This is a genomic window from Acidiphilium multivorum AIU301 (genome assembly GCF_000202835.1).
Lineage (GTDB): Bacteria > Pseudomonadota > Alphaproteobacteria > Acetobacterales > Acetobacteraceae > Acidiphilium > Acidiphilium multivorum.
Genome location: NC_015186.1, coordinates 870421 through 896751 on the forward strand (window position 1 = coordinate 870421; position 26331 = coordinate 896751).

Genomic DNA, 26331 nt, shown 5'->3' on the forward strand with positions numbered 1-26331 from the left:
ATGGCGCATGATCCGTCACGCCGCACCGAGCGCTTCCCCCACGGCATCGCCGGGGCCGGCCTCGGGTCGATCGAGCGGTCGGTGCCGGCGGACGAGCCGCCGCCGCTGCCGCCGAACGCCGAACTCGCGGTCATCGGCCGTTCGGTTCCCCGGCTGAACGGGCGCGACAAGGTCACGGGCGCCACGCGCTACACGGTGGACATCGCGCCGCGCGGCATGCTGCATGCCCGCCTGCTGCGCGCGCCCCTCGCGCATGCCCGCATCCGCGCGATCGACGCCGGCGCGGCCCGCGCGCTCGATGGCGTCCGTGCGGTCGTCATCCTGGCGCAGCCCGGCGATCCCCTGTCGGGCATGGTCCGCTATGCCGGCCAGCCGGTCGCCGCACTCGCCGCCGACTCGCCGGCCATCGCCAGGGCGGCGCTCGATCTCGTCCGTGTCGACTACGAAGCGCTCCCCTTCGTCGTCGACATGGAAGACGCCCGCGCCAGCGAAGCGCCGCCGGTCTATGCCCCCGGCACCGCGCCGGCCGGCCATCCCTCCGGCTTCCCCGCCCCCGCCGGTCTCGCCCGACACGGCAATGTCCGCGCCGCCGTGATCGACCGGCGGGGCGACGTCGCCGCCGGCCTCGCCGCGGCCGATGTGGTGGTGGAGGGCACCTATCGCACCCAGGTGCAGACCCATTGCTGCATGGAGCCCCACGCCATCGTCGCGGACTGGACGGAGGACGGGCTCACCGTCCACATGTCCACCCAGTTCACCGCCGGCATCCGCCACGAACTCGCCGCCGCGTTCGCCCTCCCGCTCAGCCGCGTGCGTGTCGTGGTCGACGGCATGGGCGGCGGCTTCGGCTCGAAATCGACCCTCGGCACCTATGGGCGCGCCGCCGTCGCCCTCTCCCGCGCGGCCGGCGCGCCCGTCCGCCTGGTGCTGACCCGCGCCGAGGAGCAGGTCGATTCCGGCAACCGCCCCGGCACGTTCCAGCACCTGCGCATCGGCGCCCGGCGCGATGGCACGCTGACCGCGATCGAACTGACCAGCCATGGCACGGCGGGCGTGGCGCTCGGCGCCGGCGTCGGCGACTTTGCCGGCGCGGTCTACCGGTGTCCGAACCTGCTGACATCGCATCGCGACGTCTTCACCAATGCCGGGCCCGGCTGCGCCATGCGCGCGCCGGGAAACGTGCCGGGCGCCTTCGCCTTCGAACAGGCGATCGACGAGCTCGCCGAACGCCTCGCGCTCGATCCCGTTGCCCTGCGTGACAGGATCGATCCCAGCCCGGTCCGCCGCGAGGAACGGCGGATCGGCGCCGCGCGCTTCGGCTGGGCCGCCCGTCATCCGCCGGGTTCGGATCGGGGGCCGGTCAAGCGCGGCATCGGCATGGCGCAGTCCCACTGGGGCGCGCATGTGCAGATCAACGCGGCCTGCGAGGTCCGTGTCCTGCGCGACGGCTCGGTGGAGGTGATGTCGAGCGTGCAGGATATCGGCACCGGCATCACCACGGTGCTCGCCCAGACGGTGGCGGAAGTCCTCGGCCTGCGCGCGGAGGATATCACGGTCCGCATCGGCGATACCATCTTTCCGTCGGGGCCGCCGTCCTATGGCAGCCGCACGACGGCGTCGATCACGCCGCCCGCCCGCACCGCCGCCTGGCGCGTGCTCCGCCGCCTGCTGGCCGAAGCCGCCCAGCGCCTGGGCGTCGCGCCGGATGCCCTGATCGCCCGCGCCGGGCGGATCATCGTCCGCGACGATCCTGCCCGGGGCCTGGCCTTCGGCGAGGTCACGGCGCGGCTGCGCACGGATTCCATCAGCGAAGTCGCCTCCCGCGCCGACGATTACGCCGGCTTCGGGCAACGCTACGGCGACGCGGCGACGGCCCGGCAGGATCTCGGCGGCGTGCAGTTCGCCGCCGTCGCGGTCGATACCGAAACCGGCATCATCCGGGTCGAGCGCGTGCTCGCCGTCCAGGATTGCGGCCGCCCGATGAACCCGCGTCAGATCGAAAGCCAGGTTCATGGCGGCATCCTGATGGGCCTGTCCTACGCGCTGTTCGAGGACCGCATCATGGACCGTCACACCGGCCGCATGGTCAACCCCGATCTCGAGCAATACAAGATCGCCGGACCGTACGAGACCCCCGCGATCGACGTCGTCCTCCTCGAAAACTATGAAGCCAACAGCGCAACCGATGCCTACGGCATCGCCGAGCCGGCGAACATCGCCACCGCGCCGGCGATCGCCAACGCCGTCCGCAACGCCATCGGCATCCGCATGCGGCGCCTGCCGATGACCCCGGCCGCGGTGCTGGCGGCGCTTGGCGGCTCTCCGTCCCGGAACCTGCCCCCATGAAGCCGTTCGCCACGCTCCGCGCCCCGACGATCGCCGCCGCCGCCGCCTCGGCCTCCACGACGATGGCGGAAGCGATGACCCGCGCCGGCCCGGCGAACGGCGTCGCACTCCTGCGCGCCGGCGGGATCGACGTGCTCGACCTGCTCAAGGAAGATCTGGTGGCGCCCGCCATGCTGGTGAGCGTCATCGACATTCCCGGCCTCGACGCGATCCGCGAGGGTGCCGACGGGCTTCACATCGGCGCAGCGGCCACGCTCGCCGGCATCGCCGCGCATCCGCTCGTCCGCGAGCGCTATCCCGCGCTGGCTTCGGCCATCGGCCACTCGGCCAGCCCGCAGATCCGCAACGTGGCAACGCTCGGCGGCAATCTGCTCCAGCGCCCCCGCTGCTGGTATTTCCGCTCCGCCGCCTATCGCTGCCTGCGCAAGGGCGGCGGCCACTGTTTCGCGATCGACGGCGAGAACCAGTATCACGCGATCTTCGACAACCATCCCTGCGCGATCGTGCATCCCTCCACCGCCGCGACGGTCCTTGTCGCGCTCGGCGCCTTCGTCGACCTCGCCGATGCGCACGGAACCTCCCGCCGCGTCAGGCTCGAGAATTTCCTCGTCGGGCCGGCCATCGACCTGCAACGCGAGAACGATCTCCAGCCGCATGAAATCCTGACCGCGATCGTCCTGCCCACCCCGCCGTCCGGCGCCCGCATGGCGCATCTGCGCCAGGGCGAGCGCGATTCGATGGACTGGCCGCTGGCCGATGTCGCCGTGCTGATCGAGATGGATACTGCCCGAACCTGCACGCGCGCCGCCATCATCCTCGGCGCGGCGGCGCCGGTGCCGCATCGGGCGCGCGCCGCGGAAGCGGCGCTGCGCGGGCGCGTCATCACCGATGATGCCGCCCGCGAGGCCGCGCGCGCCGCCCTCGCCGGGGCGACGCCGCTCGCGAAGAACGTCTACAAGCTGAAACTGTTCGAGACCCTCATCCGCCGCGCGATCCTGACCGCGGTCGCATAGCCGCGCCCGGCGCTTGACGATCATCCCCCGCCGCTGCAATCGCCATCCTGCAACCGCATCGGGACGGAGACGACGGGATGGCCGACAACGAACGACATATCCGCGCGGGGCTGATCGGCTACGGTTATGCCGGCCGCACGTTTCACGCCCCGCTCATCAGGGCCACGGCCGGCTATTCGCTCGTCGCGGTCGCCTCAAGCGATGCGGCGAAAGTGCAGGCCGACCTGCCCGGCATCGCGGTCGAGCCGGCCCCCGCCGCGCTCCTCCGGCGCGACGATATTGACCTCGTCGTCATCGCCACGCCGAACGACTCGCATCGCCCGCTCGCCGAAATGGCCCTCGCCGCCGGCAAGCATGTCGTCGTCGACAAGCCTTTTGCCCTCTCGCACGCCGATGCGCAGGCCGTGGTCGCCGCGGCCGAAGCGGCGCGACGCCATGTCGCGGTCTTCCAGAACCGCCGTTGGGACAGCGATTTCCTCGCCATCCGCCAGGCGATCGAAACCGGCCGCATCGGCGCGGTCCGCCACTTCGAATCCCATGTCGACCGGTTCCGCCCCCAGGTCCGCCCGCGCTGGCGCGAGGCGGCGGGCCCCGGCGCCGGGCTGTGGCTCGATCTCGGTCCGCATCTCGTCGACCAGGCGCTCTGCCTGTTCGGATCTCCGTCGCGGGTCATCGCGAGTTTCGCCGCCCAGCGGCAGGGCGCCACGGTCGAGGACTGGGCGCATGTCGTCCTCGAATATCCCGCCCTGCGCGTGATCCTGCACGCCGGCATGCTGGCCGCCGGCGGATCGCATCGCTTCGTCGTCCATGGCGAGGCGGGAACCCTGGTCAAGCGTGCGGCCGATCGGCAGGAAGACCAGCTTCGCGCCGGCATGATCCCCGGCGCGCCCGGCTGGGGCGAAGATCCCGACGATTTGCTCCTCCTCGACGGCACCAGCCCCCCGCTGTCCTTGCCCGCGCCGGCCGGCGACCACCGGGCATTCTACGCGGCGCTGCGCGAGGCGCTGCTCGGCCGCGCGCCGAATCCCGTGCGGCCTGACGAGGCGCTCGCGGTCATGGCGGTTCTCGACGCCGCCGCCCGCGCCGCATCGACCGGCAACGCCGCCGTTCCCGTTTCAGGCGCATAGCGGATCATCGGCTTCCGGCGCCCATGCCGGCGCGTTGATTTCCCTCAATGCCGCACGCCGCCGGGCATGGGATCGATAGGTCTCACAGCGCGATCGGGCTTCGGACATGTCGAGCAGCGAGCGGAAGCCGCCCTGTCCCGCCTCCCTCGGGACCGACGGTGGACGGACCATCCCCTTCGGGCGCGCCCGGCGATGACGGCCGCCGAAACCTGGCTCGCCTTCTTCGCCTGTCTCGCGTTGGTCGGCGCCGCCGGGCCGGTGCTGTCGCGCAACGGCGATATCATCGCGGTGAAGACGGGCCTGACCGGCGGCTGGATCGGCCTGATCCTCGTCGCCGCCATCACCTCGCTGCCCGAACTCGCGACCGGCCTCAGCGCCGTGACCATCGCCAACGCGCCGGACACCGCGGTGGGCGATGTCTTCGGCAGTTGCGTCTTCAACCTCGCGATCCTGATCGTGCTCGACTTCATGCAACGCGGCGAGAGCGTCTACCGCCGGGTGCGCCAGGGGCACATCCTCTCCGCCGGCTTCGGCGTCGTGCTGATCGGCTTCGTCGGCATGAACATCGCCCTGCACGGCCAGGGCATGGCCGTCGCCGCATTCGGGGTCGGCGGCTACACGCCGATCATCTTCCTGCTATACGCGCTCGGCGCCCGCGCCGTCTTCTTCTACGAGCGCGACCACCGCGAGGACGCCGCCGAAGACGCGGCCGACCGCTATGCCGGAACCACGCTCGGCACGGCGGTCCGCAGCTATGCGCTCGCTTCGGCGGTCGTCGTCGTCACCGGCACGGCGCTGCCATTCGTCGCCGTGGCGCTGGCCGCGGCGATGGGCTGGCAACAGACCTTCGTCGGCACGCTGCTGGTCGCCGCCGTCACCTCGCTGCCGGAACTGGTGGTCAGCGTCGTCGCCGTCCGCATCGGCGCCGTGGACATGGCGATGGCGAACCTGCTCGGCAGCAACATGTTCAACATCCTCATCCTCGGCATCGACGACCTGTTCTACCGACAGGGCCCGATCCTCTACCGGGTCTCGCCGGTCCATGTCGTGTCGGCGCTGTCCGCCGTCATCATGTCGGGCCTGCTGATCGCCGGCATATTGTATCGCCCGCAGCGGCGCATCTTCCAAACCGTCGGCTGGATCAGCTTCGGCCTGTTCACGATGTATCTGCTGAATTCCTATGTGATCTTCCTCCATGGCACGCACTGACGAACACGGCGCCGGGCCCGAAACCGCTGATGCCGTGCGCTGGCACGCGCTCGGCCCCGACGCCGTGCTGGCCCGTCTCGGCAGCGACGCGGCGCAGGGCCTCACCGGCGAGGAGGCGAGGGCGCGCGCCACCCGCTTCGGTCCGAACGAAATCCGCGAGGGCCGGCAGCGCGGCCGCCTGGCGATGCTGGCCGCCCAGTTCGCCGATGTCATGATCCTGCTGCTGATCGGCGCCGCCATTCTCTCCGGCGTCATCGGCGAACTCGCCGACACGCTGGTGATCCTGGCGATCGTCGTGCTCAACGCGGTCATCGGTTTCGCGCAGGAGGCGCGGGCGGCGCGGGCGGTCGCCGCCCTGCGCCGCCTCGCGGCCCCCACGGCGGTCGCCCTGCGCGACGGTCACCCCGACCACCTCCCGGCCGACCGTCTGGTGCCGGGCGATATCGTGCTCATCGAGGCCGGCAACGCCATCCCCGCCGATCTCCGGCTGCTGGAAGCCGCAGGCCTGCAACTCGGCGAGGCCTCGCTCACCGGGGAATCCGTGCCGGTCGTCAAACATGTCGCGGCGGCGCCGGACGACCAGCCGCTCGCCGAACGTCACGGCATGGCCTACAAGGGCACGGTCGTCCTCAACGGCCGCGGCCGCGGCGTCGTCGTCGCGACCGGCATGGCAACCGAACTCGGCCGCATCGCCGCCATGCTCGAAACCGCCGCCGCCCCGCGCACGCCCCTGCAGCAGCGTCTCGCCGTCTTCGGCCGGCAGATCGCCATCGCGGCGATCCTGATCTGCGCGCTGATCTTCGGCATCGGCCTGCTCCGCGGCGAGGCGCCGCTGCTGATGCTGCTCACCGCGCTCAGCCTCGCCGTCGCCGCCATCCCCGAGGCGCTGCCCGCCGTCGTCACCGTCCTGCTCGCGCTCGGCGCCTCCCGCATGGCCCGGGCGCAGGCGCTGATCCGCCGGCTGCCGGCGGTGGAAACCCTCGGCTCGGTCACCACGATCTGTTCGGACAAGACCGGCACGCTCACGCTCAACGACATGCGCCTGACCGAGGTCTGGGCCGGCGGCCAGCGCCAGCCCGTCGCGGCGCTCGGCGGGCACGCGCCGCTGCTCCGCGCCCTGCTTCTCTGCAACGATATCGCCGTGGACGAAACCGCCCACGCCATCGGCGATCCGACCGAAATCGCCCTCTGGCGCGCCGCCGCCGATGCCGGGCTCGACCGTGGGCGCGAGGCGGCGCTGACCCCGCGCGTCGCGGAACTCCCCTTCGATTCCGCGCGCCGGCGGATGACGACCGTGCATCGCGACGGCAACCGCTTCGTCGCCTACACGAAGGGCGCGCCGGAAGCCGTCCTCCCGCTCTGCGCCACGATGACGACGGGGCAGGGGGTCGCCGCGCTCGATCCCGAACCGATCGCGCTGGCGGCCGCGCAGATGGCCGAGGACGGCCTGCGGGTGCTCGCCATCGCCCAGGGCGTCCGCAATGCCATGCCATCCGGCGATGCGCTGGCCGAACTGGAACAGGAGCTGACGTTTCTCGGCCTCGTCGGCCTGATCGACCCGCCGCGGCCCGAAGCGCGCGCCGCGGTCGCAACCTGCCGGGCGGCGGGGATCCGCCCGGTCATGATCACCGGCGATCACCCGGTCACCGCGCGCGCGATCGCCCGCGCCCTCGGCATCGTCGGCGATGGCGGCGATGTCATCACCGGCCGCGAGCTCCAGTCGCTCGACGATCCGGCCCTGGCCCGGCGCGTGCGCGAGGCGAGCGTGTTCGCCCGCGTCGATCCCTCCGAAAAGATACGCATCGTCACGGCCTTGCAGGCGAATGGCGAGATCGTCGCCATGACCGGCGATGGCGTGAACGACGCGCCGGCGCTGGCCCATGCCGATATCGGCGTCGCGATGGGTCGCGGCGGGACCGATGTCGCCCGCGAGGCCGCGAGCCTCGTCCTGCTCGACGACAATTTCGCCACCATCGTCGCGGCGGTGCGCGAAGGCCGCCGCATCTACGACAATGTCCGCAAGTTCGTCCGCTTCGTGGTCGCCTGCAACTCGGCCGAAATCTGGGCCATTTTCCTCGCCCCGTTCTTCGGCCTGCCGGTCCCCCTGGTGCCGATCCAGATCCTCTGGATCAACCTCGTCACCGACGGCCTGCCCGGCCTTGCCCTCGCGGCCGAACCCGGCGAGCCCGACATCATGAGCCGCCCGCCGCGCCCGCCGCGCGAGGGCCTGTTCGATAACGGCATGTTATGGGACGTATTCTGGTCCGGCCTCGTCATGGCCGCGATCACGCTGTTCACGGAAGCGGGAGCGCTCCGCCTCGGCGATACCCACTGGCAGACGATGGTCTTCACCGTGCTGACCTTCGTGCAGATGTGGCAGGTCATGGCGATCCGTTCGTCGCGCGCGTCGCTGTTCACCCAGGGGCTGCTCTCGAACAGGCCGCTGCTCGGCGCGATCGGCCTCACATTCGCGCTTCAAATGGCGGTGATCTACACGCCCGGCCTCAACGGCGCGTTCAACGCCGCGCCTCTGACCGCCGCCGAACTCGCGGTCTGCGTCCTCGCATCGAGCCTGATCTTCATCCTGCTGGAGCTCGTCAAATGGGTCCGGCGCCTCCGGGCGCGGCGCCGTCAGGCGGCATGAACATCGCCGCAAGCCGCGTCAACGCCCATCCATTCAGGACCATGGCGGTCGGAAATCGTTGCCAGTACGACTCGCTTGACAGGCGCGGTCACAATAGTGTCAGATTGTGAGGAAAGGTTTTGTCGTCTTGCGGCTCGAGCCGCACTCGCTGGTTCGAGAAACGCCTGCCGGGATGGACACGGACCATGGCGGATAACGCCCATTACTGGGTATTGCTGGTCTACACCTTTGTCGTGATCGCTCTGGTCGCGGGTATGATCGGCGTGTCCCATTTCCTCGGCCAGCGGCACCTGAAACGGGCCACCATCGAACCGTTCGAATCCGGCATCGTCACCGTCGGCTACGCCCGCTTCCGGCTTCCCGTGCAATTCTATCTCATCGCGATGTTCTTCGTGATCTTCGATCTCGAAGCCGCCTATCTCTACGCCTGGGCCACCGCCGTCCATGCCGCCGGATGGACCGGCTATGTCGTGATCTCGGTCTTCATCCTCGCCCTGCTCGCCGCGCTCGCCTATCTGTGGCGCGCCGGCGCGCTCGAATGGGGGCCAAAGCCCCGCGCGCTTGCGATAGTGCGGAGGCGCTGACGCCATGCGATTCACATTCGGCAAAGGCGCGACGGGACAACGGCTCTCCACGACCGCGCCTCTTCTCCGCGGCCTCGGCACAGCCGGCCAGCCGGCCGCCCCATCCCCCGGCGGCGGCACCTTCACCGATGCGGTGCGCCGCAACGTGGCCCTCGGCCGGCTGGAAGACATGGTGGCCTGGGGCCGCAAATATTCGATCTGGCCGTTCAATTTCGGCCTCTCCTGCTGCTATGTCGAAATGGCGACGGCCTTCACCAGCAAGTTCGACATCGCCCGCTTCGGCTCGGAAGTGCTGCGCGCCACCCCGCGCGAGGCCGACCTGATCGTCATCTCCGGTACCGTGTTCGTGAAGATGGCGCCCGTCATCAAGTATCTCTACGACCAGATGCTTGAGCCGCGCTGGGTGATCTCGATGGGCGCCTGCGCCAATTCCGGCGGGATGTACGACATCTACGCCGTCGTCCAGGGTGCCGACAGTTTCCTGCCCGTCGATGTCTATGTCCCCGGCTGTCCGCCCCGGCCGGACGCGCTGCTCGAAGGGCTGATGCTGCTGCAGAACTCGATCGGTTCCGAGCGCCGGCCGCTCAGCTGGCTGGTCGGTCCCAACGGCGCCGAGAAGATCGAGCGGCCCAGCTTCCGCGATCTCAAACACCAGGAGAGGCAAGCGGCCGGCAGCCTCCCCACGCCGGACAGCGTTTAGGGAGGGCGGGATGCTGACGGAATTCAACAGCATCCCCGCCACAGAGGCCGAACAGGGTATCGTGTCCGACCTGGTCCGCACGCTTGGGCCGATCTCCTTCACCCTGCAACCGACCGCCGACCGGATCCCGACCATCTGGATCGATCGCGACATCGTGCACGCCGTGCTCCGGCACCTGCGCGACGGCGCCACAAGGCGCTTCCAGATGCTCTACGACCTCACCGCGATCGACGAGCGCCAGCGCGTCCACCGCGATGGCCTGCCGAAATCCGATTTCACCCTCGTCTATCACCTCGTCTCCTTCGAGCGGAACGACGATGTCCGCATCAAGGTCCCGCTCGCCGAGGGCGCGCTCGAGGTGCAGAGCATCGCGGATATCTGGCCCAACGCCAACTGGTACGAACGCGAGGTCTGGGACATGTTCGGCATCGGCTTCGCCGGCCACCCGACCCTGTTCCGCATCCTCACGCCGCCGACCTGGACCGGCCATCCGCTGCGCAAGGACTACATCGCCCGCGCCACCGAAATGGGCCCCTACATCCTCACCGAGGAGAAGGAACGCGCCGAACAGGAGGCGCTGCGCTTCAACCCCGAGGCCTGGGGCATGAAGCGGCACAGCGAGAACTCCGACTTCATGTTCCTCAATCTCGGCCCCAACCACCCGAGCGTCCACGGCGTGTTCCGCATCATCCTCCAGCTCGAGGGCGAGGAAATCGTCGACGCCGTGCCCGAGATCGGCTTTCATCACCGCGGCGCCGAGAAGATGGCCGAGCGCCAGTCCTGGCACACCTACATCCCCTATACCGACCGCATCGACTATCTCGGCGGCGTGATGAACAACTTCCCCTACGTGATGGCGGTCGAGCGCCTCGCGGGGATCGAGGTGCCGTCACGCGCGCAGATGATCCGCATCATGCTCGCCGAGCTGTTCCGCATCGCCAGCCATCTCGTCTTCTACGGCACCATGTCGCAGGATGTCGGCCAGCTTTCGCCGGTCTTCTACATGTTCTCCGACCGCGAGCGGGTGTTCCAGATCATCGAGGCGATCTGCGGCTTCCGCATGCACCCCGCCTGGTTCCGCATCGGCGGCGTGGCGGCGGACCTGCCCCAGGGCTGGGACCGGATGATCCGCGACTATCTCGGCTACCAGTCCAAGCGGCTCGACGAGTACGACAAGCTCGTCATGCGCAACCGCCTCTTCAAGGCCCGCACGATCGGCGTCGGCGCCTACACGCTGGAGGAAGCGCTGGACTGGGGCGTGACCGGCCCCGGCCTGCGCGCCTGCGGCCTCGGCTGGGACTATCGCCGCCAGCGCCCCTATTCCGGATACGACCAGCTCGAGTTCGACATTCCGATCTGCCACAACGGCGACTGTTACGACCGCGTGGTGGTCCATATCGAGGAAATCCGCCAGAGCCTGCGCATCATCCGCCAGTGCCTCGATAACATGCCGCCCGGCCCCTACAAGTCCGACCACCGGCTGACGACGCCGCCGCTCAAGGAGCGGACGATGCAGGACATCGAAACCCTCATCACCCATTTCCTCAATGTCAGCTGGGGCCCCGTGCTGCCGCCCGGCGAGGCGATGGTCAGCATCGAGGCGACCAAGGGCATCAACGGCTATTACCTCGTCGCCGACGGCGACACCGTCTCCTACCGCACCCGCATCCGCACCCCGTCCTTTCCCCATCTGCAGATGATCCCGCTGATCAGCCGCGGCGCCTATGTCGCCGACCTGATCGCGATCATCGGCAGCATCGATTTCGTGATGGCCGATGTCGACCGCTGAACACAGCCCGGCGTCCGCACCGCTCGATGCCGCCCTGCGCGAGACGATCGCGACCTTTCTGCGCGAGTCCGAAACCCCGCGCGCCGCCGGCATCGACGCGCTGAAGGCGGTGCAGAAGCGCCACGGCCATGTCTCCGACGACCATCTCGCCGAAGTGGCCGCCCTGCTCGGCATGACACCCGCCGAGCTCGACGGTGTCGCCACCTTCTACAACCTGATCTTCCGCCGTCCCGTGGGCCGCCACGTCATCCTGCTGTGCGACAGCGTGGCCTGCTGGGTGATGGGCGCCACCGCCGCGCGCAACCTGCTGCGCCAGCGCCTCGGCATCGAGCCGGGGGAAACCACGCCGGACGGCCGCTTCACCCTCCTGCCGATCGTCTGCCTCGGCTGCTGCGACCGCGCCCCGGCGATGATGATCGGCGACGACCTGCACGGCAACCTCACCCCCGAGCGGATCGACGCGATCCTGGAGCAGTACAGGTGATGCCGATGGCGGACCGACCCCTCACTTCATACATCCAGCCCGGCCGCCAGCCGCTCGACATCGCCGGCTACGAGCGCGCCGGCGGCTACGCGGCGATGCGCAAGGCCTTCGGCATGTCGCCGGAAAGCGTCGTCGAGGAGGTCAAGCGCGCGAAGGTGCGCGGCCGCGGCGGCGCCGGCTTTCCCGCCGGCCGCAAATGGGAAGGCGCGCCCCGCGGTGCGGATGCCCCGCGCCATCGCTACCTCGTCATCAACGCCGACGAGATGGAACCCGGCAGCTTCAAGGACCGCCTCCTGCTCGAAGCCGCGCCGCATCTGATGATCGAGGGGATCATCATCGGCGCCTTCGCGGTCCAGGCCGAAACCGCCTACATCTTCGTCCGCGGCGAATACGTGCTGGCGATGGAGCGGCTCTCCCGCGCCGTGGCCGAGGCCGAGGCGCGCGGCTATCTCGGCGCCGACATCCTGGGCTCCGGCTTCTCGCTCACCATCCACGTCCACGGCAGCGGCGGGCGCTACATCTGCGGCGAGGCCAGCGCCCTGTTCTCCGCGCTGGAAGGCAAGCGCGCCGTGCCGCGCACCCGTCCGCCGCGCTCGACGACCAGCGGCCTGTGGGGCAAGCCCACCGTCGTCAACAATGTCGAAACGCTGTGCTGCGTGCCGTCCATCATCGAGCGCGGCGCGGACTGGTTTCTCGGCCTCAGCCGCAGCGCGACCGAAGGCGGCACCAAGCTCTACGGCGTCAGCGGCCGGGTCAACCGCCCCGGTCTGTGGGAACTGCCGGTGGGCACGCCGCTCAACGAAATCATCGAGGAGCATGCCGGCGGCATGCGCGAGGGCTACGAGGCGCGCGCGGTGCTGCCCGGTGGCGCGTCGACCGCGTTCATCATGCGCGAGAATTTCGACGTCCCGATGGATTTCGACTCCGTCGGCAAGATCGGCAGCTGGCTCGGCACCGCCAACATCCTGGTGCTGGACCAGAAGCGCTGCCCGGTCGGCCTGCTGCGCAACATCGAGCATTTCTTCGCCCAGGAATCCTGCGGCTGGTGCACCCCCTGCCGCGACGGCCTGCCCTGGGTCGAGCGCATCCTCACGGCGCTGGAAGCCGGCGAGGGCGAGCCGGATGACATCGAGCTGCTCGCCCATCACGTCGACTTCCTCGGTCCCGGCCGCACCTTCTGCGATCTCGCCCCCGGTGCCATGGCGCCGCTGCGCAGCGGCCTGAAATTCTTCCGTGAGGAATTCGAACGTCATGTCAGCGAGCGGCATTGCCCCTGGCACGACACGGCGGAGGGCTGGGCATGACGACCTTCGAGGTGGACGGCAAGACCCTGACCGCGAAGCCCGACGAAAACCTGCTCCAGGCCTGCCTCGGCGCCGGGCTCGACCTGCCGTATTTCTGCTGGCACCCGGCGCTCGATTCGGTCGGCGCCTGCCGGCAATGCGCCGTCAAGCAATATGACGGGCCGGAGGACCAGACCGGCCGCATGGTCATGGCCTGCATGACCCCGGTGCCCGAAGGCGCGCGCTTCTCGATCGCCGATCCCGAGGTCGTCGCCTTCCGCGCCAGCGTGATCGAGTGGCTGATGGTCAACCACCCGCATGACTGTCCGGTCTGCGAGGAGGGCGGCGAATGCCACCTCCAGGACATGACGGTGATGACCGGCCACACCTACCGCCGCTACCGCTTCACCAAGCGCACCCATCGGAACCAGGATCTCGGGCCGTTCATCAAGCACGAGATGAACCGCTGCATCGCCTGTTACCGCTGTTCGCGCTTCTATCGCGACTATGCCGGCGGCCGCGACTTCGATGTCTTCGCCGCCCACGATCACGTCTATTTCGGCCGCCACGCCGATGGCACGCTGGAGAACGAGTTCAGCGGCAACCTGATCGAGATCTGCCCGACCGGCGTCTTCACCGACAAGACGTTTTCCGCGCATTACGTCCGCAAATGGGACATGCGCGGCGCGCCCTCGGTCTGCGCCCATTGCGGCCTCGGCTGCAACACCATCGCGAATGCCCGCGCCGACCGGCTGCGCCGCATCGTCAATCGCTACAACGGCGCGGTCAACACCTATTTCCTCTGCGACCGCGGCCGCTTCGGCTATGGCTTCGTCAACGCGCCGGACCGCTTGCGCGCCCCGCTCCGGCGCGGCGACGATGGAAACCAGGCGACGATCGACCGCGACGACGCGATCGCCCGTCTCGCCGCCCTGCTGCGCGCGGGCGATGCCGTCATCGGCATCGGCTCGCCGCGCGCCTCGCTGGAATCGAACTACGTCCTGCGCCAGCTCGTCGGCGAACAGAATTTCTACCCCGGCGTCAGTGCGGCCGAGGCGCGCCTGCTCCGCCTCGTCGCCGACATTCTCGGCTCCGGCGCCGTGCATGTCCCCTCGCTGCGCGAGATGGAGACGGCGGATGCGGCGCTGGTTCTCGGCTCGGACCTGCCCAACGCCGCCCCGCGCGCGGCGCTGTCGATCCGTCAGGCGGCGCGCGGCGCCGGCATCGCGCGCGCGGTGGCGGCGAAAATCCCCGCCTGGCAGGATACCGGCGTCCGCAATCACGCCGGCGACACCCGCAGCCCCGTGTTCATCGCCACCCCCGCCTCCACGCGGCTCGACGACATCGCGCAGCGCGCCCTCCGCGCCGCGCCGGCGGACATCGCCCGCCTCGGCTTCGCGGTGGCCGCCCGCATCGACCCCGCCGCGCCGGACGTTCCTGGCCTGTCCGAAGACCTCGCCACGGCGGCACGCGAGATCGCCGACGCGCTGCTCGCCGCGCCGAACCCGCTCGTCGTCTCCGGCGTCGAGAGCGGCGAGGAGAGCATCGTCCGCGCCGCCGCCAACATCGCCGCCGCCTTGCGCGCCCGTGGCAAGACGCCGACGCTGCTGCTGAACGTTCCCGAATGCAACAGCCTCGGCCTCGCGCTGATGACGGCGGGGGAGGCCAGTGTCGAAACCGCGCTGGCGCGGCAGGCGCCCGTCGTCATCGTGCTCGAGAACGACCTCCACCGCCGCACGCCCGCGGCGGTGATCGAGGCCACGCTGGCCGCCTCGCGCCTCGTGGTGCTCGACCATTCCGAAAGCCCCACCACGCGCCGGGCCGATCTCGTCCTGCCCGCCGCGAGCTTCGCCGAGGCCGAAGGAACCCTGGTCAGCGCCGAGGGGCGGGCGCAGCGCTTCTACCCGCCGATCATCGCTGAGGACGGTCTCGCCGAATCCTGGCGCTGGCTTGTTGCCGCGGCCCGCGCCGCCGGGCTCCCGTCCTGCGAGAGCCTGACCACGACCGACGCCATCGCCGCCGGCCTTGCCGCCTCGCTGCCGCGCTTCGCCGCGCTGCCCGGTGTCGCGCCGCCGGCGGCGTTCCGCGTCGTCGGCTCCCGCATCGCCAGCCAAACCCGCCGCTATTCCGGCCGCACCGCGATCGATGCCGGGCGCAACGTGCACGAACCGAAGCCGCCCGTCCCGGCGGACTCGCCCTTCAGCGCGACGATGGAAGGCCATCACGGCGCCATGCCGCCGGCCCTGCGCCCGGTCTTCTGGGCGCCGGGCTGGAACTCGGTGCAGTCGCTCAACCGCTTCCAGGCGGAAATCGACGGCCCGCTCAAGGGCGGCGATCCCGGCGTGCGCCTGTTCGAATCCCGGCCGGACGCCGCGCGGCCCTACGACGCATCGATCCCCGCCGCGTTTTCCTGGCGGCCGGACGAATGGCTCGCGATCCTGCTGCCCCGCGTCTTCAATGACGATGAACAGGCCGGCCGCGCCCCGCCCATCCGCGAACGCGCGGCCCCGCCCGCGCTCGTCCTCAACGCCGAGGACGCCGCCTCGCTCGGCGTCGCCGCCGGCCAGAACCTGGCCTGCGAGATCGGCGATGCGCGGGAGGACCTCGCGGTCGAGATCGATCCCGCCCTGCCGCGCGGCGTCGCCGGGCTCGCCGGCTTCGCGCAGAGGCCGCACGCCATCCCCGCATGGCTGCGGCTGCGCCCGGCGGAGCCGCCCGTGTCATGACCCACGGCAACGAGATCGTCATCGGCCTGCTGAACGTCGTGATCGGCCTCGCGGTGCTGATGGCGGCCGCCGCGCTGCTGACCTGGATCGAACGCCGCCTGCTCGGCTTCTGGCAGGACCGTTACGGCCCCAACCGCGCCGGCCCCTTCGGCGTGCTCCAGGTCGTCGCCGACGGCATCAAGCTGCTCTTCAAGCAGGACTGGATTCCCCCCTTCGCCGACCCGGTCATCTTCGTCCTCGCCCCGGCCATCTCGATGGTCACGGTGATGCTCGCCATCGCCGTCGTCCCGGCGACGCCGATGATCGGCATCATCGGCAACCTCAATGTCGGCCTGCTGTTCTTCCTCGCCATGAGCGGGCTCGGCGTCTACTCGGTGGTGCTCGCCGGCTGGTCGTCGAACAACAAGTTCTCGCTCCTCGGCGGCATGCGCGCCGCGGCCCAGATGGTCAGCTACGAGGTCTTCATGGGGCTGTCGCTGGTGGGCGTGGTGATGCTCGCCGGCTCCTTCAACCTCACCGATGTCGTGCACAGCCAGCGGCATCTCTGGTACGTGGTGCCGCAATTCATCGGCTTCGTCGTCTTCTTCCTCGGCGGCATCGCGGAAACCCACCGCCTCCCGTTCGACCTGCCCGAAGGCGAGAACGAACTCGGCGCCGGGTTCCACACCGAATATTCCGGCATGAAGTTCGGCATGTTCTTCGTCGGCGAATATATCGGCATCATCGTCGTCTCGGCGATGACGACGGTGCTGTTCCTCGGCGGCTGGTATGGCCCGCTGCTGCCGCCCTTCCTCTGGTTCGCGATCAAGACCGGGTTTTTCGTCGCCTTCTTCATCCTGCTGCGCGCCGCCCTGCCGCGCCCGCGCTACGACCAGTTCATGGCGTTCGGCTGGAAAATCCTGCTGCCGCTTACCTTGCTGAACATTCTCGTCACCGGCGCGCTGATGCTCGCCGGGCCGGCCGCATGAAGGGGAGGGGGTCATGCTGAGTTCGCTGGTCACGCTCTGGTACACGTTCCTGCACCTGTTCCAGCGCAACGTGACGGTATCCTATCCCGACGAGATGCCCTATCTCGCGCCGCGCTATCGCGGCCGGATCGTGCTCACCCGCGACCCTGACGGCGAGGAACGCTGCGTCTCCTGCTATCTCTGCGCGGTCGCCTGCCCGGTCGACTGCATCAGCCTGCAGAAGACCGAAGCCGAGGGGCGCTGGTATCCCGAGTTCTTCCGCATCAATTTCTCCCGCTGCATCTTCTGCGGCTTCTGCGAGGAAGCCTGCCCGACCTACGCGATCCAGCTCACCCCGGATTTCGAGATGAGCGAATACGACCGGCAGAACCTCGTCTACGAGAAGGAACACCTGCTGATCAGCGGCACCGGCAAGTATCCCGACTACAATTTCTACCGCGTCTCCGGCCTCGCGATCCCGGGCAAGGACAAGGGCGAGGCCGCGCGCGAGCGCAAGCCGATCGACACGCGCAGCCTGCTGCCATGAACGCGGACGGGAAGGGGAGGCATAGCGGATCATGAACGCCACCTTCGTCATCTCCGCGATCATCGCGGTCGTCGCGACGGCGATGATGATCACCCGCCCCTCCGCCGTGCACGGGCTGCTCTATCTCACGGTCTCGCTGCTCGCCGTCGCCCTCGTGTTCTTCGTGCTCGGCGCGCCCTTCGCCGCGGCGCTGGAGGTCATCATCTACGCCGGCGCCATCATGGTCCTGTTCGTCTTCGTGATCATGATGCTGAACATCGGCGAGGCGGCGGCCCGGCTCGAAAGCAGCTGGCTGCATCCCGCCACCTGGGTCGGCCCGTCCATCCTGGCCCTGCTGCTGGCCATCGAGCTCGGCGCCGTCGCCGTCTCCGGCGGCCTGCCGCACCCCGCCACGTCGGTGATCAGCGCCCATGCGGTCGGTGTGGCGCTGGTCGGCCCCTACATGCTCGCGGTCGAGCTCGCCTCGTTCCTCCTGCTCGCCGGCCTGGTCGCGGCGTTCCATCTCGGCCGCTCGATCATGGGAACGGACTAGCGGGATGGCGACGGTTCCGCTCGGCCAGGGCCTGCTGCTCGCCGCGGTCCTCTTCGCGCTGGGCCTGGTCGGCGTGCTGGTCCGCCGCAACCTGCTGTTCATGCTGATGTCGCTCGAGGTGATGCTGAACGCGGCCGGCGTCGCCTTCATCGTCGCCGGCGCCCGCTGGGCCTCGCCGGACGGGCAGATCATGTTCATCCTCGTCCTCACGCTCGCCGCGGCGGAAGTCTCGGTCGGCCTGGCACTCATCCTGCTGATGCACCGGCGGATCCCCACGCTCGATGCCGATGCCGGCGACGGTCTGAGGGGGTAGAAAGATGCAGCATTTCCTCTGGCTCGTCCCCGCGCTGCCGCTCCTCGGCTCGATCGTCCTGATGCTCGGCACCGGGCGCCTGTCGCACCGCGCCGAGGCGCTGATCGGCGTGCTCTCGGTCGGCCTCGCCGCCGTCGTCGCCTTCGCCATCGCCGGCGCCTTCCTGCTCGATCCGCCGGCCGGCGCCGCCTACCAGCAGTCCCTGTGGCGCTGGTTCGCGGTCGGGCATTTCTCCTTCGGCATCGCCCTGCGGGTCGATCCGCTCTCGCTGCTGATGATGCTCGTCACCAGCGGCGTCGGCTTCCTCATCCATCTCTTCTCGACCGAGTTCATGGAGGGCGAGGAGGGCTACGGCCGGTTCTTCGCCTATCTCAACCTTTTCGTCGCCGCCATGCTGCTGCTGGTGATGGCCGACAATTTCCTCGTCCTCTACGCCGGCTGGGAAGGGGTCGGGCTCTGCTCCTACCTGCTGATCGGCTTCTGGTGGCGCGACCCCGCCAACGGCCTCGCCGCGCGCAAGGCCTTCATCGTCACCCGCGTCGGCGACACCGCCTTCCTGATCGGCCTGCTGCTGATCGCGAGCCGCCTCGGCACGCTGAACATCGCCGGGGCGATGCGGGATGCCGCTCACACCTGGCATCCCGGCTCGCCGGCCGCGACGCTGATCGCCTTCCTCCTGCTCGGCGGCGCCGTCGGCAAGTCCGCGCAGTTGCCGCTGCAGACCTGGCTGCCCGACGCGATGGCCGGCCCCACCCCGGTCAGCGCGCTCATCCACGCCGCGACGATGGTCACCGCCGGCGTCTACCTCATCGCCCGCACCCATGTGCTGTTCCTGCTCGCGCCGGCGGCGGAAATCACCGTCGGCATCGTCGGCGCGGCGACGCTGCTGCTCGCCGGCTTCAGCGCCCTCGCGCAGAACGACATCAAGCGCATCCTCGCCTATTCGACGATGAGCCAGATCGGCTACATGTTCCTCGCCCTGGGCGTCGGCGCCTGGCGCGCGGCGATGTTCCACTTCATGACGCACGCCTTCTTCAAGGCGCTGCTGTTCCTCTCGGCCGGCGCCGTCACCATGCGCCTGCATCACGAGCAGGACATCTACCGGATGGGCGGCCTCGCCCGCCGCCTGCCCGCCGCCTTCTGGAGCTTCCTGATCGGCAGCGCCGCCCTTGCCGCCCTGCCGCTGATAACCTCGGGGTTCTACAGCAAGGAGGCGATCCTCTCGGGCGCCTGGGCCGACGGCAATGGCGGCCGCGTGCTCTGGCTCGCCGGCGTCATCGGCGCCTTCGTCACCGGGGTCTACATCTTCCGCGCCGTCTTCATCGCCTTTTTCGGCGAGGAACACACCCATGTCAGCGGCTCCTACGGCTGGCGCGTCATCGTGCCGCTGGTGGTGCTCTCGGTGCTGTCGCTGGTCGGCGGCTTCATCGAACTGCCCCCGGCCTTCGGCCACGTCACGCTGCTCTCCAGGCTCCTCGCCCCGGTGCTGCCCCCGACCAGGGAGGTGACCGACATGACCCCGCTGCTCCTCGCCAGCGCCGCGTCCATCCTCGGCATCGCGCTGGCCGCCGTGCTCTACTGGCGCCCGTCGCGCCCGCCGGCCGAAACGCCGCTCTGGCGCTTCTGGCACGCCGCCGCCGGGTTCGACGCGCTCTATGACCGCCTGCTGGTCCGCCCCGTGATCTGGGCCGCCCGGGTCGACCGCGACGATTTCATCGACAGTTTCTACGACGGCATCGCCTGGGCCACGCAGGCGATCCACCGGGCGATCCGGCGCACCCAGACCGGCCGGGTCCGCCTCTATGCCGCGAGCCTCGCCGTCGGCTCGGTCGGCCTCATCGCGATCGCGGTGCTGCGATGATCCTGTTCTGGCTCCTCATCTTCCCGGCGGTCGGCGGCGTGCTGGCCTGGATCGCCGGCACCCGCAACCCGGATGCCCCGCGCTGGGTGTCGATCGCGGTGCTCACGCTCGAACTTCTCATGGCGCTCCCCCTGATCGGCGCCGCCGCCGCGCCCGGCCATGGCGCCTGGATCGCGCAGTTCGACCACTCGTGGATTCCGCAGCTCGGCATCTCCTTCGAACTCGATCTCGACGGGCTGAGCCTGGTCCTGATCCTGCTGACGATCGTGCTCAGCCTCATCTGCGTCGTGATCTCCTGGACCGAGATCACCGACCGCTCCGGCCTGTTCCACGCCAACCTGCTCTGGACCACCACCGGCGTCATCGGCGTCTTCCTCGCGCTCGACCTGTTCCTGTTCTTCTTCTTCTGGGAACTGATGCTGGTGCCGATGTATTTCATGATCGCGCTATGGGGCCACGAGAACCGCTCCTACGCGGCGATCAAGTTCTTCCTCTTCACCCAGGGCAGCGGCCTGCTCATGCTGGTGTCGATCCTCGTGCTCGTCTTCATCCACCAGCGCGCGACCGGCGATCTCACCTTCGACTATTTCGCCCTGCTCGGCACGAAAATGAGCCCGACCACCGGCTTCCTGCTGATGCTCGGCTTCTTCATCGCCTTCGCCGTGAAGCTGCCGGCGGTGCCGTTCCACACCTGGCTGCCGGACGCCCACACCGAAGCTCCCACCGCGGGGTCCGTGCTGCTCGCCGGCATCCTGCTGAAGACCGGCGCCTACGGCCTGATCCGCTTCGTGGTGCCGCTGTTTCCCGCGGCGGCGCACGCCTTCGCGCCGGTGGCGATGGCGCTCGCGGTCGCCGGAATCCTCTACGGCGCGCTGCTCGCCTTCGGCCAGAACGACCTCAAGCGCCTGGTCGCCTACAGCAGCATCAGCCACATGGGCTTCGTCCTGCTCGGCGTCTTCGCCTGGAGCACGCTCGCCCTGCAGGGCGTGGTCGCGCAGATGGTGGCGCACGGCATCAGCACCGGCGCCCTCTTCGTCCTGGTCGGCGCCCTGCAGGAACGCATCCACACCCGCGACATGCGGCGCATGGGCGGGCTCTGGGGGCAGGTGCCGCGCCTGTCCGCCTGCGGCATGTTCTTCGCCATCGCCTCGCTCGGCCTTCCCGGCCTCGGCAATTTCATCGGTGAATTCCTGATCCTGCTCGGCAGCTTCCAGGCCAGCGTGGTCTTCACCGTCATCGCCACGTTCGGGCTGGTCGCCGCCGCCGCCTATTCGCTGCTGCTGGTCCAGCGCGCCTTCCACGGCGCGGCGCGGGAACCGGCACCCCATCGCGCGATCGCCGATCTCTCGGCGCCGCATCTCGCCGTCATGGCGGTGCTGGTGGTCGCCATCGTCGGGCTCGGCCTCTATCCGCAGCCCGTCTTCGACGAGGTGGCGCCGGGCCTCTCCGCCGTGCAGCACAGCGCCGCGGTCTCGGCTTCGATGCCCGAGCACCTCGCGGAGCGCGCGCCATGACCGCCCCGGCCTTCACCGCCAAGGCCTTCGCCGCCTTCGCGCCCTTCACCCTGCTCGGCGCGGTGACGATCCTGGTCATGCTGCTGATCGCCGTCCGCCGCGATCACCGCCTCGTCGCCCTGTCGACCATCGCCGGCCTGCTGCTCTGCTGCATCGCCCTGCCGCTCGCCGCTCCCGCATCCCCCGTCGCCGTGACGAAGCTGTTCGTGATCGACGGCGCCGCCCTGTTCTATGCGGGCCTCGTGCTCGTCTCCGCCCTGGTCGTCGCCGCGCTCTCCTGGGTCTATCTCGACCGGGTGGGCGAGGGGCCGCGCGAGGAATACTATCTCCTCCTGCTCACCGCGACGCTGGGCGCCGCCATCCTGCCGGCGAGCGTGCATTTCGCCTCGTTCTTCCTCGGCATCGAAACGCTCGGCATCTCGCTGCTCGGGCTGATCGCCTATGCCGGCCCGCGCGGCAGCGCGGCCGAGGCGGGCACGAAATATCTCATCCTCAGCGGCGCCGCCTCCGCCTTCCTGCTGTTCGGCATGGCGCTGATCTATGCCGCCTTCGGCTCGATGTCCTTCGCCCGCATCGGCGCGCTCGCCCATCAAGCCGGCCCGGCCGATCTCTACCGCCTCGCCGGCATCGCGCTCATTCTCTCCGGCGTCGCCTTCAAGCTCTCGCTGGTCCCGTTCCACATGTGGACGCCCGACGTGTACGAGGGCGCGCCCGCGCCGGTCACCGCCTTCATCGCCGTCGTCTCGAAAATCGCGGTCTTCGCCGTGATCCTGCGCTTCTTCGCCCTCGCCGGCGCTCATGCGGATGCCTCGCTCCGCGCCGGCATCGCCGCGGTCGCGATCCTGTCCATGCTCGCCGGCAACCTGCTCGCCCTGCTGCAGACCAACGTGAAGCGCCTGCTCGCCTATTCGTCCATCGCCCATCTGGGCTACCTGCTCGTCGCCTTCCTCGCAGCCCCGGCGCTTGGCGTCGATGCCGCGGCCTATTACCTGGCCGCCTACGCGGTCACCAGCCTCGGCGCCTTCGGCATCGTCGCGCTGCTCAGCGCGCCGGGCGCGGGGCGCGATGCCGACCGGATCGAGGATTACCGCGGCCTGTTCCGCACCCGCCCGTTCCTCGCCGCGAGCCTCGCGCTGATGCTGCTCTCGCTCGCGGGCATGCCGCCGACGATGGGCTTCATCGCCAAGTTCTACCTCGTCGTCGCCGGCGTCGGCACCGCCCTGTTCTGGCCGGTCGCCGCACTCCTGCTCGGCAGCGTGATCGGCCTCTACTACTATCTGCGCATCCTCGTCGCGATGGCGCTGCCCGCCCCCGGCGATGAGGAGGCGCGACATCCGAACGCCGTGCCCCCGCTCGGCAACGCGGTGATCGGCGCGCTGCTCGTCCTGCTGGTGGTGCTCGGCGCCTATCCGGCGCCCGCCCTCGCGCTGATCCGCATGACCATCGGCCACGGCTGACCGCCGCCACCGCCGCCCGTCATGGCCATGCGCCCTACCGCTGTGCATCCTGCATGGCTGGTCACCCGGCCGCCGCCTCAAAATGCTGGCATCGGGACGGCGGAAGAGTCATACTCCAGATAACGTTTGAGTGATGGCCCGCGCATGGCGCGCCATAGTCGGATGCACCGCCTGCACGGGCCGGCGCACCAGCCCGGAAAGCGGTTTCCAGCATCCGCCTGTGCCGGATCTCCATGCAGGCGGGCGTTTCGGTCCTGTCCTTCACGGAACGCGGAGAAAAGTCATGACAACGATACGCCAGGTGCTCGACCAGAAGGGCTGGGGCGCCATCGTGCTCAGCGCGAATCATTTCATCCCGCAGGCCGCGCGGTTTCTCACCGCCAAGCGCATCGGCGCCGCCCCGGTGGTCGACGATCGCGGCGCGCTGGTCGGCATGCTCTCCGAGCGCGACATCATGCGCTTCGTCGGCGAATTCGACGGCGACATCAAGGACCGCACGGCGGCCGACCTGATGACGACGCTGGTCGCCTCCTGCACGCCCGAGGCGACGATCCTCGACGCGATGCTGCTGATGACGACGCATCGCTGCCGCCATCTCCCCGTCTTCGAGGACGGCGTGCTGGCCGGCGTCGTCAGCATCGGCGATCTGGTGAAGGCCCGGCTGGAGGAAGCCGAGTTCGAGGTCGATTCGCTGCGCGCCTACATCGTCTCCTGACGCATCCCGCGCGTGGGCCTCACCGGCTCGCCGGCACCCCCCGCGCGAGCAGCCCCCGCATGCCGGCCTCATTGACGGGCTGGCCGAAATAGAAGCCCTGCACGCAGGCCGCGCCGAGCCGGCGCACATGGTTGAGCTGCACCTGGGTTTCGACGCCCTCCACCGTGATCGGCATCCTGATGGCCGTGGCCATGCCGACGATCGCGTTCAGGATCGGCGTCTCGTCCGTCTCCGCGCGGATCCGGCGGAGGAAGGACTGGTCGATCTTCATGGCGTCGAACCGGAACGCATCGAGCTGGGCGAGGGACGAATAGCCGGTGCCGAAATCGTCGAGCACGAGCCGCACGCCCAGCTCCCGCAGCCGGTGCAGCGTCGCCAGGTAATGGCGGTTGCGCGAGACGAGAACGGTTTCGGTGATCTCGAGATGAAGCCGGCGCGGGGCGAGCCCGGTCGCCTCCAGCACATCGCGCACCAGCGCCGGCAGATCGGCCAGTTCGATCTGCCGCGGCGAGACATTGACGGAAAGGCCGACGGTTTCCGGCCACCGGCACGCGGCGGCGCAGGCCTGCCGCAGCACCCAGGCGCCGATCGGCGCGATCAGGCCGGACTCCTCGGCGAGCGGGATGAACTCCGCCGGCGGAATGCGGCCCTGCTCCGGATGGTTCCAGCGCAGCAGCGTTTCCGCGGCGGCGATCGTGCCATCCGCGGTGCGGACGATCGGCTGGAACGCCAGTTCGAGCTCGCTGCGCCCGAGCGCGTCCGCGAGGTCGCGCTTGAGCTGCCGCTTGCGCAGGCTCTCCTGTTCCATCGCCGGCGTGAACACCCGGAAACTCCCCGGCGCCTCCGTCCGAGTCTCGTACAGCGCGAGATCGGCATGCCGGCACAGCCGCGCCGCGTCCCGATCCGCGAGCGAGGCGATCGCGAGGCCGATCGACAGGCTGATCCGCAGCGACAGGTCGCCCAGCTCGAACCGCTCCTCCATCGCGCCGACGATCCGCCGCGCCAGCGTCGTCGCATCCCCCGGCCGGCGCATGCCGTTCAGCAGGATCATGAATTCGTCGCCGCCGGTCCGCGCCAGGATGTCCCTCGGCCGCAGGCACGATTTCAGCCGGCGGGCGACGGTCTTCAGCACCTCGTCGCCCACGCCGTGGCCGAATGAATCGTTGATCTCGGTGAAGTAGTTCACGTCGGCGCAGATCAGCGCCATCGCGCGGCCCCTGGCCTGCGCGGTCAGCGCCGCCTCGAGCCGGGTGAAGAATCCCCTTCGGTTGAACTCGCCGGTGAGCGAGTCGGTTTCCGCCGCCTCGATCAGCCGGTCCTGCGTCAGCTTCCGCTCCGTGACGTCGCGGACGAACAGCGAGATGTCATCCTCGCCCGGATAGAGATCGGCCTCCAGCCAGCGCCCGGTCGGCGCCCATGACAGTTCGAGCCGCACCGGCGCGCCGGTCGCGGCCGCGCGCTCCGCGCCGGCCGCCAGCCGGTGGCCCGCGGTGCCGGGGAACAGGTCGGCGAGCCGGTTGCCGACGATCTCCTGCCCGGCGCCTGCGAACCGCGCCGCCCGCGCGTTGGCGAACCGGGCGCGGCCGCCACGATCGAACACGATCACCGCATCCCGCGTCGCCTCCAGCACGCGAAAGGCCAGCGCCTCCGACGATCGCAGCGCGGCCTGCATCCGCCGGTACGCCGTCACGTCCTGGGTCACGCCCCTGAGCCGCCTCGCCCTGCCGCCCGCCTCGCCGATCGGCTCCGCGTACGACACCACGTCCAGCGTCCGTCCGTCGAACGCGGTGAGCCGGTGCTGCACGCTCACCGGCTGTCCGGCCTTCAGCCCGGCGACAAACCGCCGCAGCAGCAGCCGGCGATCGGCCGGCGGAAACAGCGCCCGCAACTCGTCGAGCGTCACCGGCCGGTTCCGCGCCTCGCCGCCGGCGAGCTGCCAGGTCTCGGGCGAGAAGCGGATCTCGCCGGCCGCAAGGTCCCATTGCCAGCTGCCGATCTGCGCGAGCCGGTGGGCGGCGGCCTGTTCGCGCGTGCGCTCGGCGAGCTGCTCGGCGCGAAAACGCGCCTCGGCCTTCTCCCGCGCCAGCTCCTCGGCAAGGGTGCGCAGCGTGGTGATGTCGGTTGTCGTGCCGACCATGCGCACCGGGCGACCCGCGATGTCGCGCTCAACCACCATGCCCCGGCTGAGAACCCATTTGTACGATCCGTCGGCGCAGCGCAGCCGATGCTCGACCTCATAGCGCGCGGTCCTCCGGTCGAAATGGTCCTGCATCGTCTGCCGGACATAGTCGAGGTCATCCGGGTGGACGCGGGCATAGGCCGCCTCGATATGCGAGCGGGCCGGCATCTCGGCATAGCCCAGGATCCGCCACCAGCCCCGCGAATACCGGATCTCCCCGGTCACGACGTCGCGATCCCAGATCCCCGTTCCGCTCTCCTCCACCGCGAGATTGACGATGTCGGTGAAATCGTCGGGCCTGTTGCCGGCGAGCGTCATCCCGGCGGGAGTCCGGCCCGGCCAGCCTTGGCCCCGATGCCGG

General features: G+C 69.8%; 20 protein-coding genes. 19 read left to right on the forward strand and 1 reads right to left on the reverse strand.

Annotated features, from left to right (window positions below):
* The 19 genes from ACMV_RS03805 (at position 1) to ACMV_RS03895 (ending at position 23791) form a co-directional block, all read left to right on the forward strand.
* Complete coding sequence (locus tag ACMV_RS03805) at positions 1 to 2346, forward strand: xanthine dehydrogenase family protein molybdopterin-binding subunit (protein ID WP_013639606.1); 2346 nt, start codon at positions 1 to 3, stop codon at positions 2344 to 2346.
* Complete coding sequence (locus tag ACMV_RS03810; RefSeq protein WP_013639607.1) at positions 2343 to 3359, forward strand: FAD binding domain-containing protein; 1017 nt, start codon at positions 2343 to 2345, stop codon at positions 3357 to 3359. The genes ACMV_RS03805 and ACMV_RS03810 overlap by 4 nt, the downstream gene beginning before the upstream one ends.
* A gap of 77 nt (positions 3360 to 3436) precedes the next feature.
* Positions 3437 to 4486, forward strand: coding sequence for an oxidoreductase (locus tag ACMV_RS03815; RefSeq protein WP_013639608.1), 1050 nt, complete (start codon positions 3437 to 3439; stop codon positions 4484 to 4486).
* A gap of 192 nt (positions 4487 to 4678) precedes the next feature.
* The gene (locus ACMV_RS03820; RefSeq protein ID WP_013639609.1) at positions 4679 to 5695 is read left to right on the forward strand and encodes a sodium:calcium antiporter; all 1017 of its coding nucleotides are present in this window, start codon (positions 4679 to 4681) and stop codon (positions 5693 to 5695) included.
* Positions 5682 to 8339 carry a cation-translocating P-type ATPase gene (locus tag ACMV_RS03825; protein ID WP_013639610.1) on the forward strand — a complete coding sequence of 886 codons (2658 nt, stop codon included), beginning with the start codon at positions 5682 to 5684 and terminating at the stop codon, positions 8337 to 8339. The genes ACMV_RS03820 and ACMV_RS03825 overlap by 14 nt, the downstream gene beginning before the upstream one ends.
* Before the next feature lie 185 nt (positions 8340 to 8524).
* Complete coding sequence (gene ndhC / locus ACMV_RS03830; protein WP_013639611.1) at positions 8525 to 8923, forward strand: NADH-quinone oxidoreductase subunit A; 399 nt, start codon at positions 8525 to 8527, stop codon at positions 8921 to 8923.
* Between the two features lie 4 nt (positions 8924 to 8927).
* Positions 8928 to 9623, forward strand: coding sequence for an NADH-quinone oxidoreductase subunit B (locus ACMV_RS03835; RefSeq protein ID WP_013639612.1), 696 nt, complete (start codon positions 8928 to 8930; stop codon positions 9621 to 9623).
* A 10-nt stretch (positions 9624 to 9633) separates the two neighbouring features.
* Positions 9634 to 11412 (forward strand): NADH-quinone oxidoreductase subunit C/D, encoded by a 1779-nt coding sequence (nuoC, locus tag ACMV_RS03840; RefSeq protein ID WP_013639613.1) that lies wholly within the window; start codon positions 9634 to 9636, stop codon positions 11410 to 11412.
* Positions 11399 to 11896, forward strand: a complete 498-nt coding sequence (gene nuoE / locus ACMV_RS03845; RefSeq protein WP_007422600.1) for an NADH-quinone oxidoreductase subunit NuoE — start codon at positions 11399 to 11401, stop codon at positions 11894 to 11896. Before nuoC ends, nuoE begins: the two co-directional genes overlap by 14 nt.
* The gene (gene nuoF / locus ACMV_RS03850; protein ID WP_013639614.1) at positions 11896 to 13200 is read left to right on the forward strand and encodes an NADH-quinone oxidoreductase subunit NuoF; all 1305 of its coding nucleotides are present in this window, start codon (positions 11896 to 11898) and stop codon (positions 13198 to 13200) included. The genes nuoE and nuoF overlap by 1 nt, the downstream gene beginning before the upstream one ends.
* Positions 13197 to 15905 (forward strand): NADH-quinone oxidoreductase subunit NuoG, encoded by a 2709-nt coding sequence (nuoG, locus tag ACMV_RS03855; protein ID WP_013639615.1) that lies wholly within the window; start codon positions 13197 to 13199, stop codon positions 15903 to 15905. Before nuoF ends, nuoG begins: the two co-directional genes overlap by 4 nt.
* Positions 15902 to 16873, forward strand: a complete 972-nt coding sequence (gene nuoH, locus ACMV_RS03860) for an NADH-quinone oxidoreductase subunit NuoH (RefSeq protein ID WP_041664638.1) — start codon at positions 15902 to 15904, stop codon at positions 16871 to 16873. Before nuoG ends, nuoH begins: the two co-directional genes overlap by 4 nt.
* 13 nt (positions 16874 to 16886) lie before the next feature.
* Positions 16887 to 17399 carry an NADH-quinone oxidoreductase subunit NuoI gene (gene nuoI, locus ACMV_RS03865; protein ID WP_007423370.1) on the forward strand — a complete coding sequence of 171 codons (513 nt, stop codon included), beginning with the start codon at positions 16887 to 16889 and terminating at the stop codon, positions 17397 to 17399.
* Positions 17400 to 17430: 31 nt separating this feature from the next.
* Positions 17431 to 17931: an NADH-quinone oxidoreductase subunit J gene (gene nuoJ / locus ACMV_RS03870; RefSeq protein ID WP_013639617.1), complete on the forward strand. Its 501-nt coding sequence runs from the start codon at positions 17431 to 17433 to the stop codon at positions 17929 to 17931.
* A gap of 4 nt (positions 17932 to 17935) precedes the next feature.
* Positions 17936 to 18244, forward strand: a complete 309-nt coding sequence (nuoK, locus tag ACMV_RS03875; protein ID WP_007423368.1) for an NADH-quinone oxidoreductase subunit NuoK — start codon at positions 17936 to 17938, stop codon at positions 18242 to 18244.
* A gap of 4 nt (positions 18245 to 18248) precedes the next feature.
* Positions 18249 to 20105 carry an NADH-quinone oxidoreductase subunit L gene (gene nuoL, locus ACMV_RS03880; protein WP_013639618.1) on the forward strand — a complete coding sequence of 619 codons (1857 nt, stop codon included), beginning with the start codon at positions 18249 to 18251 and terminating at the stop codon, positions 20103 to 20105.
* Positions 20102 to 21619 (forward strand): NADH-quinone oxidoreductase subunit M, encoded by a 1518-nt coding sequence (nuoM, locus tag ACMV_RS03885; protein WP_013639619.1) that lies wholly within the window; start codon positions 20102 to 20104, stop codon positions 21617 to 21619. Before nuoL ends, nuoM begins: the two co-directional genes overlap by 4 nt.
* Complete coding sequence (locus ACMV_RS03890; protein WP_011941994.1) at positions 21616 to 23076, forward strand: NADH-quinone oxidoreductase subunit N; 1461 nt, start codon at positions 21616 to 21618, stop codon at positions 23074 to 23076. The genes nuoM and ACMV_RS03890 overlap by 4 nt, the downstream gene beginning before the upstream one ends.
* Positions 23077 to 23359: 283 nt before the next feature.
* Positions 23360 to 23791: a CBS domain-containing protein gene (locus tag ACMV_RS03895; RefSeq protein ID WP_007423364.1), complete on the forward strand. Its 432-nt coding sequence runs from the start codon at positions 23360 to 23362 to the stop codon at positions 23789 to 23791.
* A 19-nt stretch (positions 23792 to 23810) separates the two neighbouring features.
* Here ACMV_RS03895 and ACMV_RS03900 read toward each other — a convergent pair whose 3' ends face one another.
* Positions 23811 to 26288: a bifunctional diguanylate cyclase/phosphodiesterase gene (locus tag ACMV_RS03900; RefSeq protein ID WP_013639620.1), complete on the reverse strand. Its 2478-nt coding sequence runs from the start codon at positions 26286 to 26288 to the stop codon at positions 23811 to 23813.
* Between the last annotated feature and the right edge of the window lie 43 nt (positions 26289 to 26331).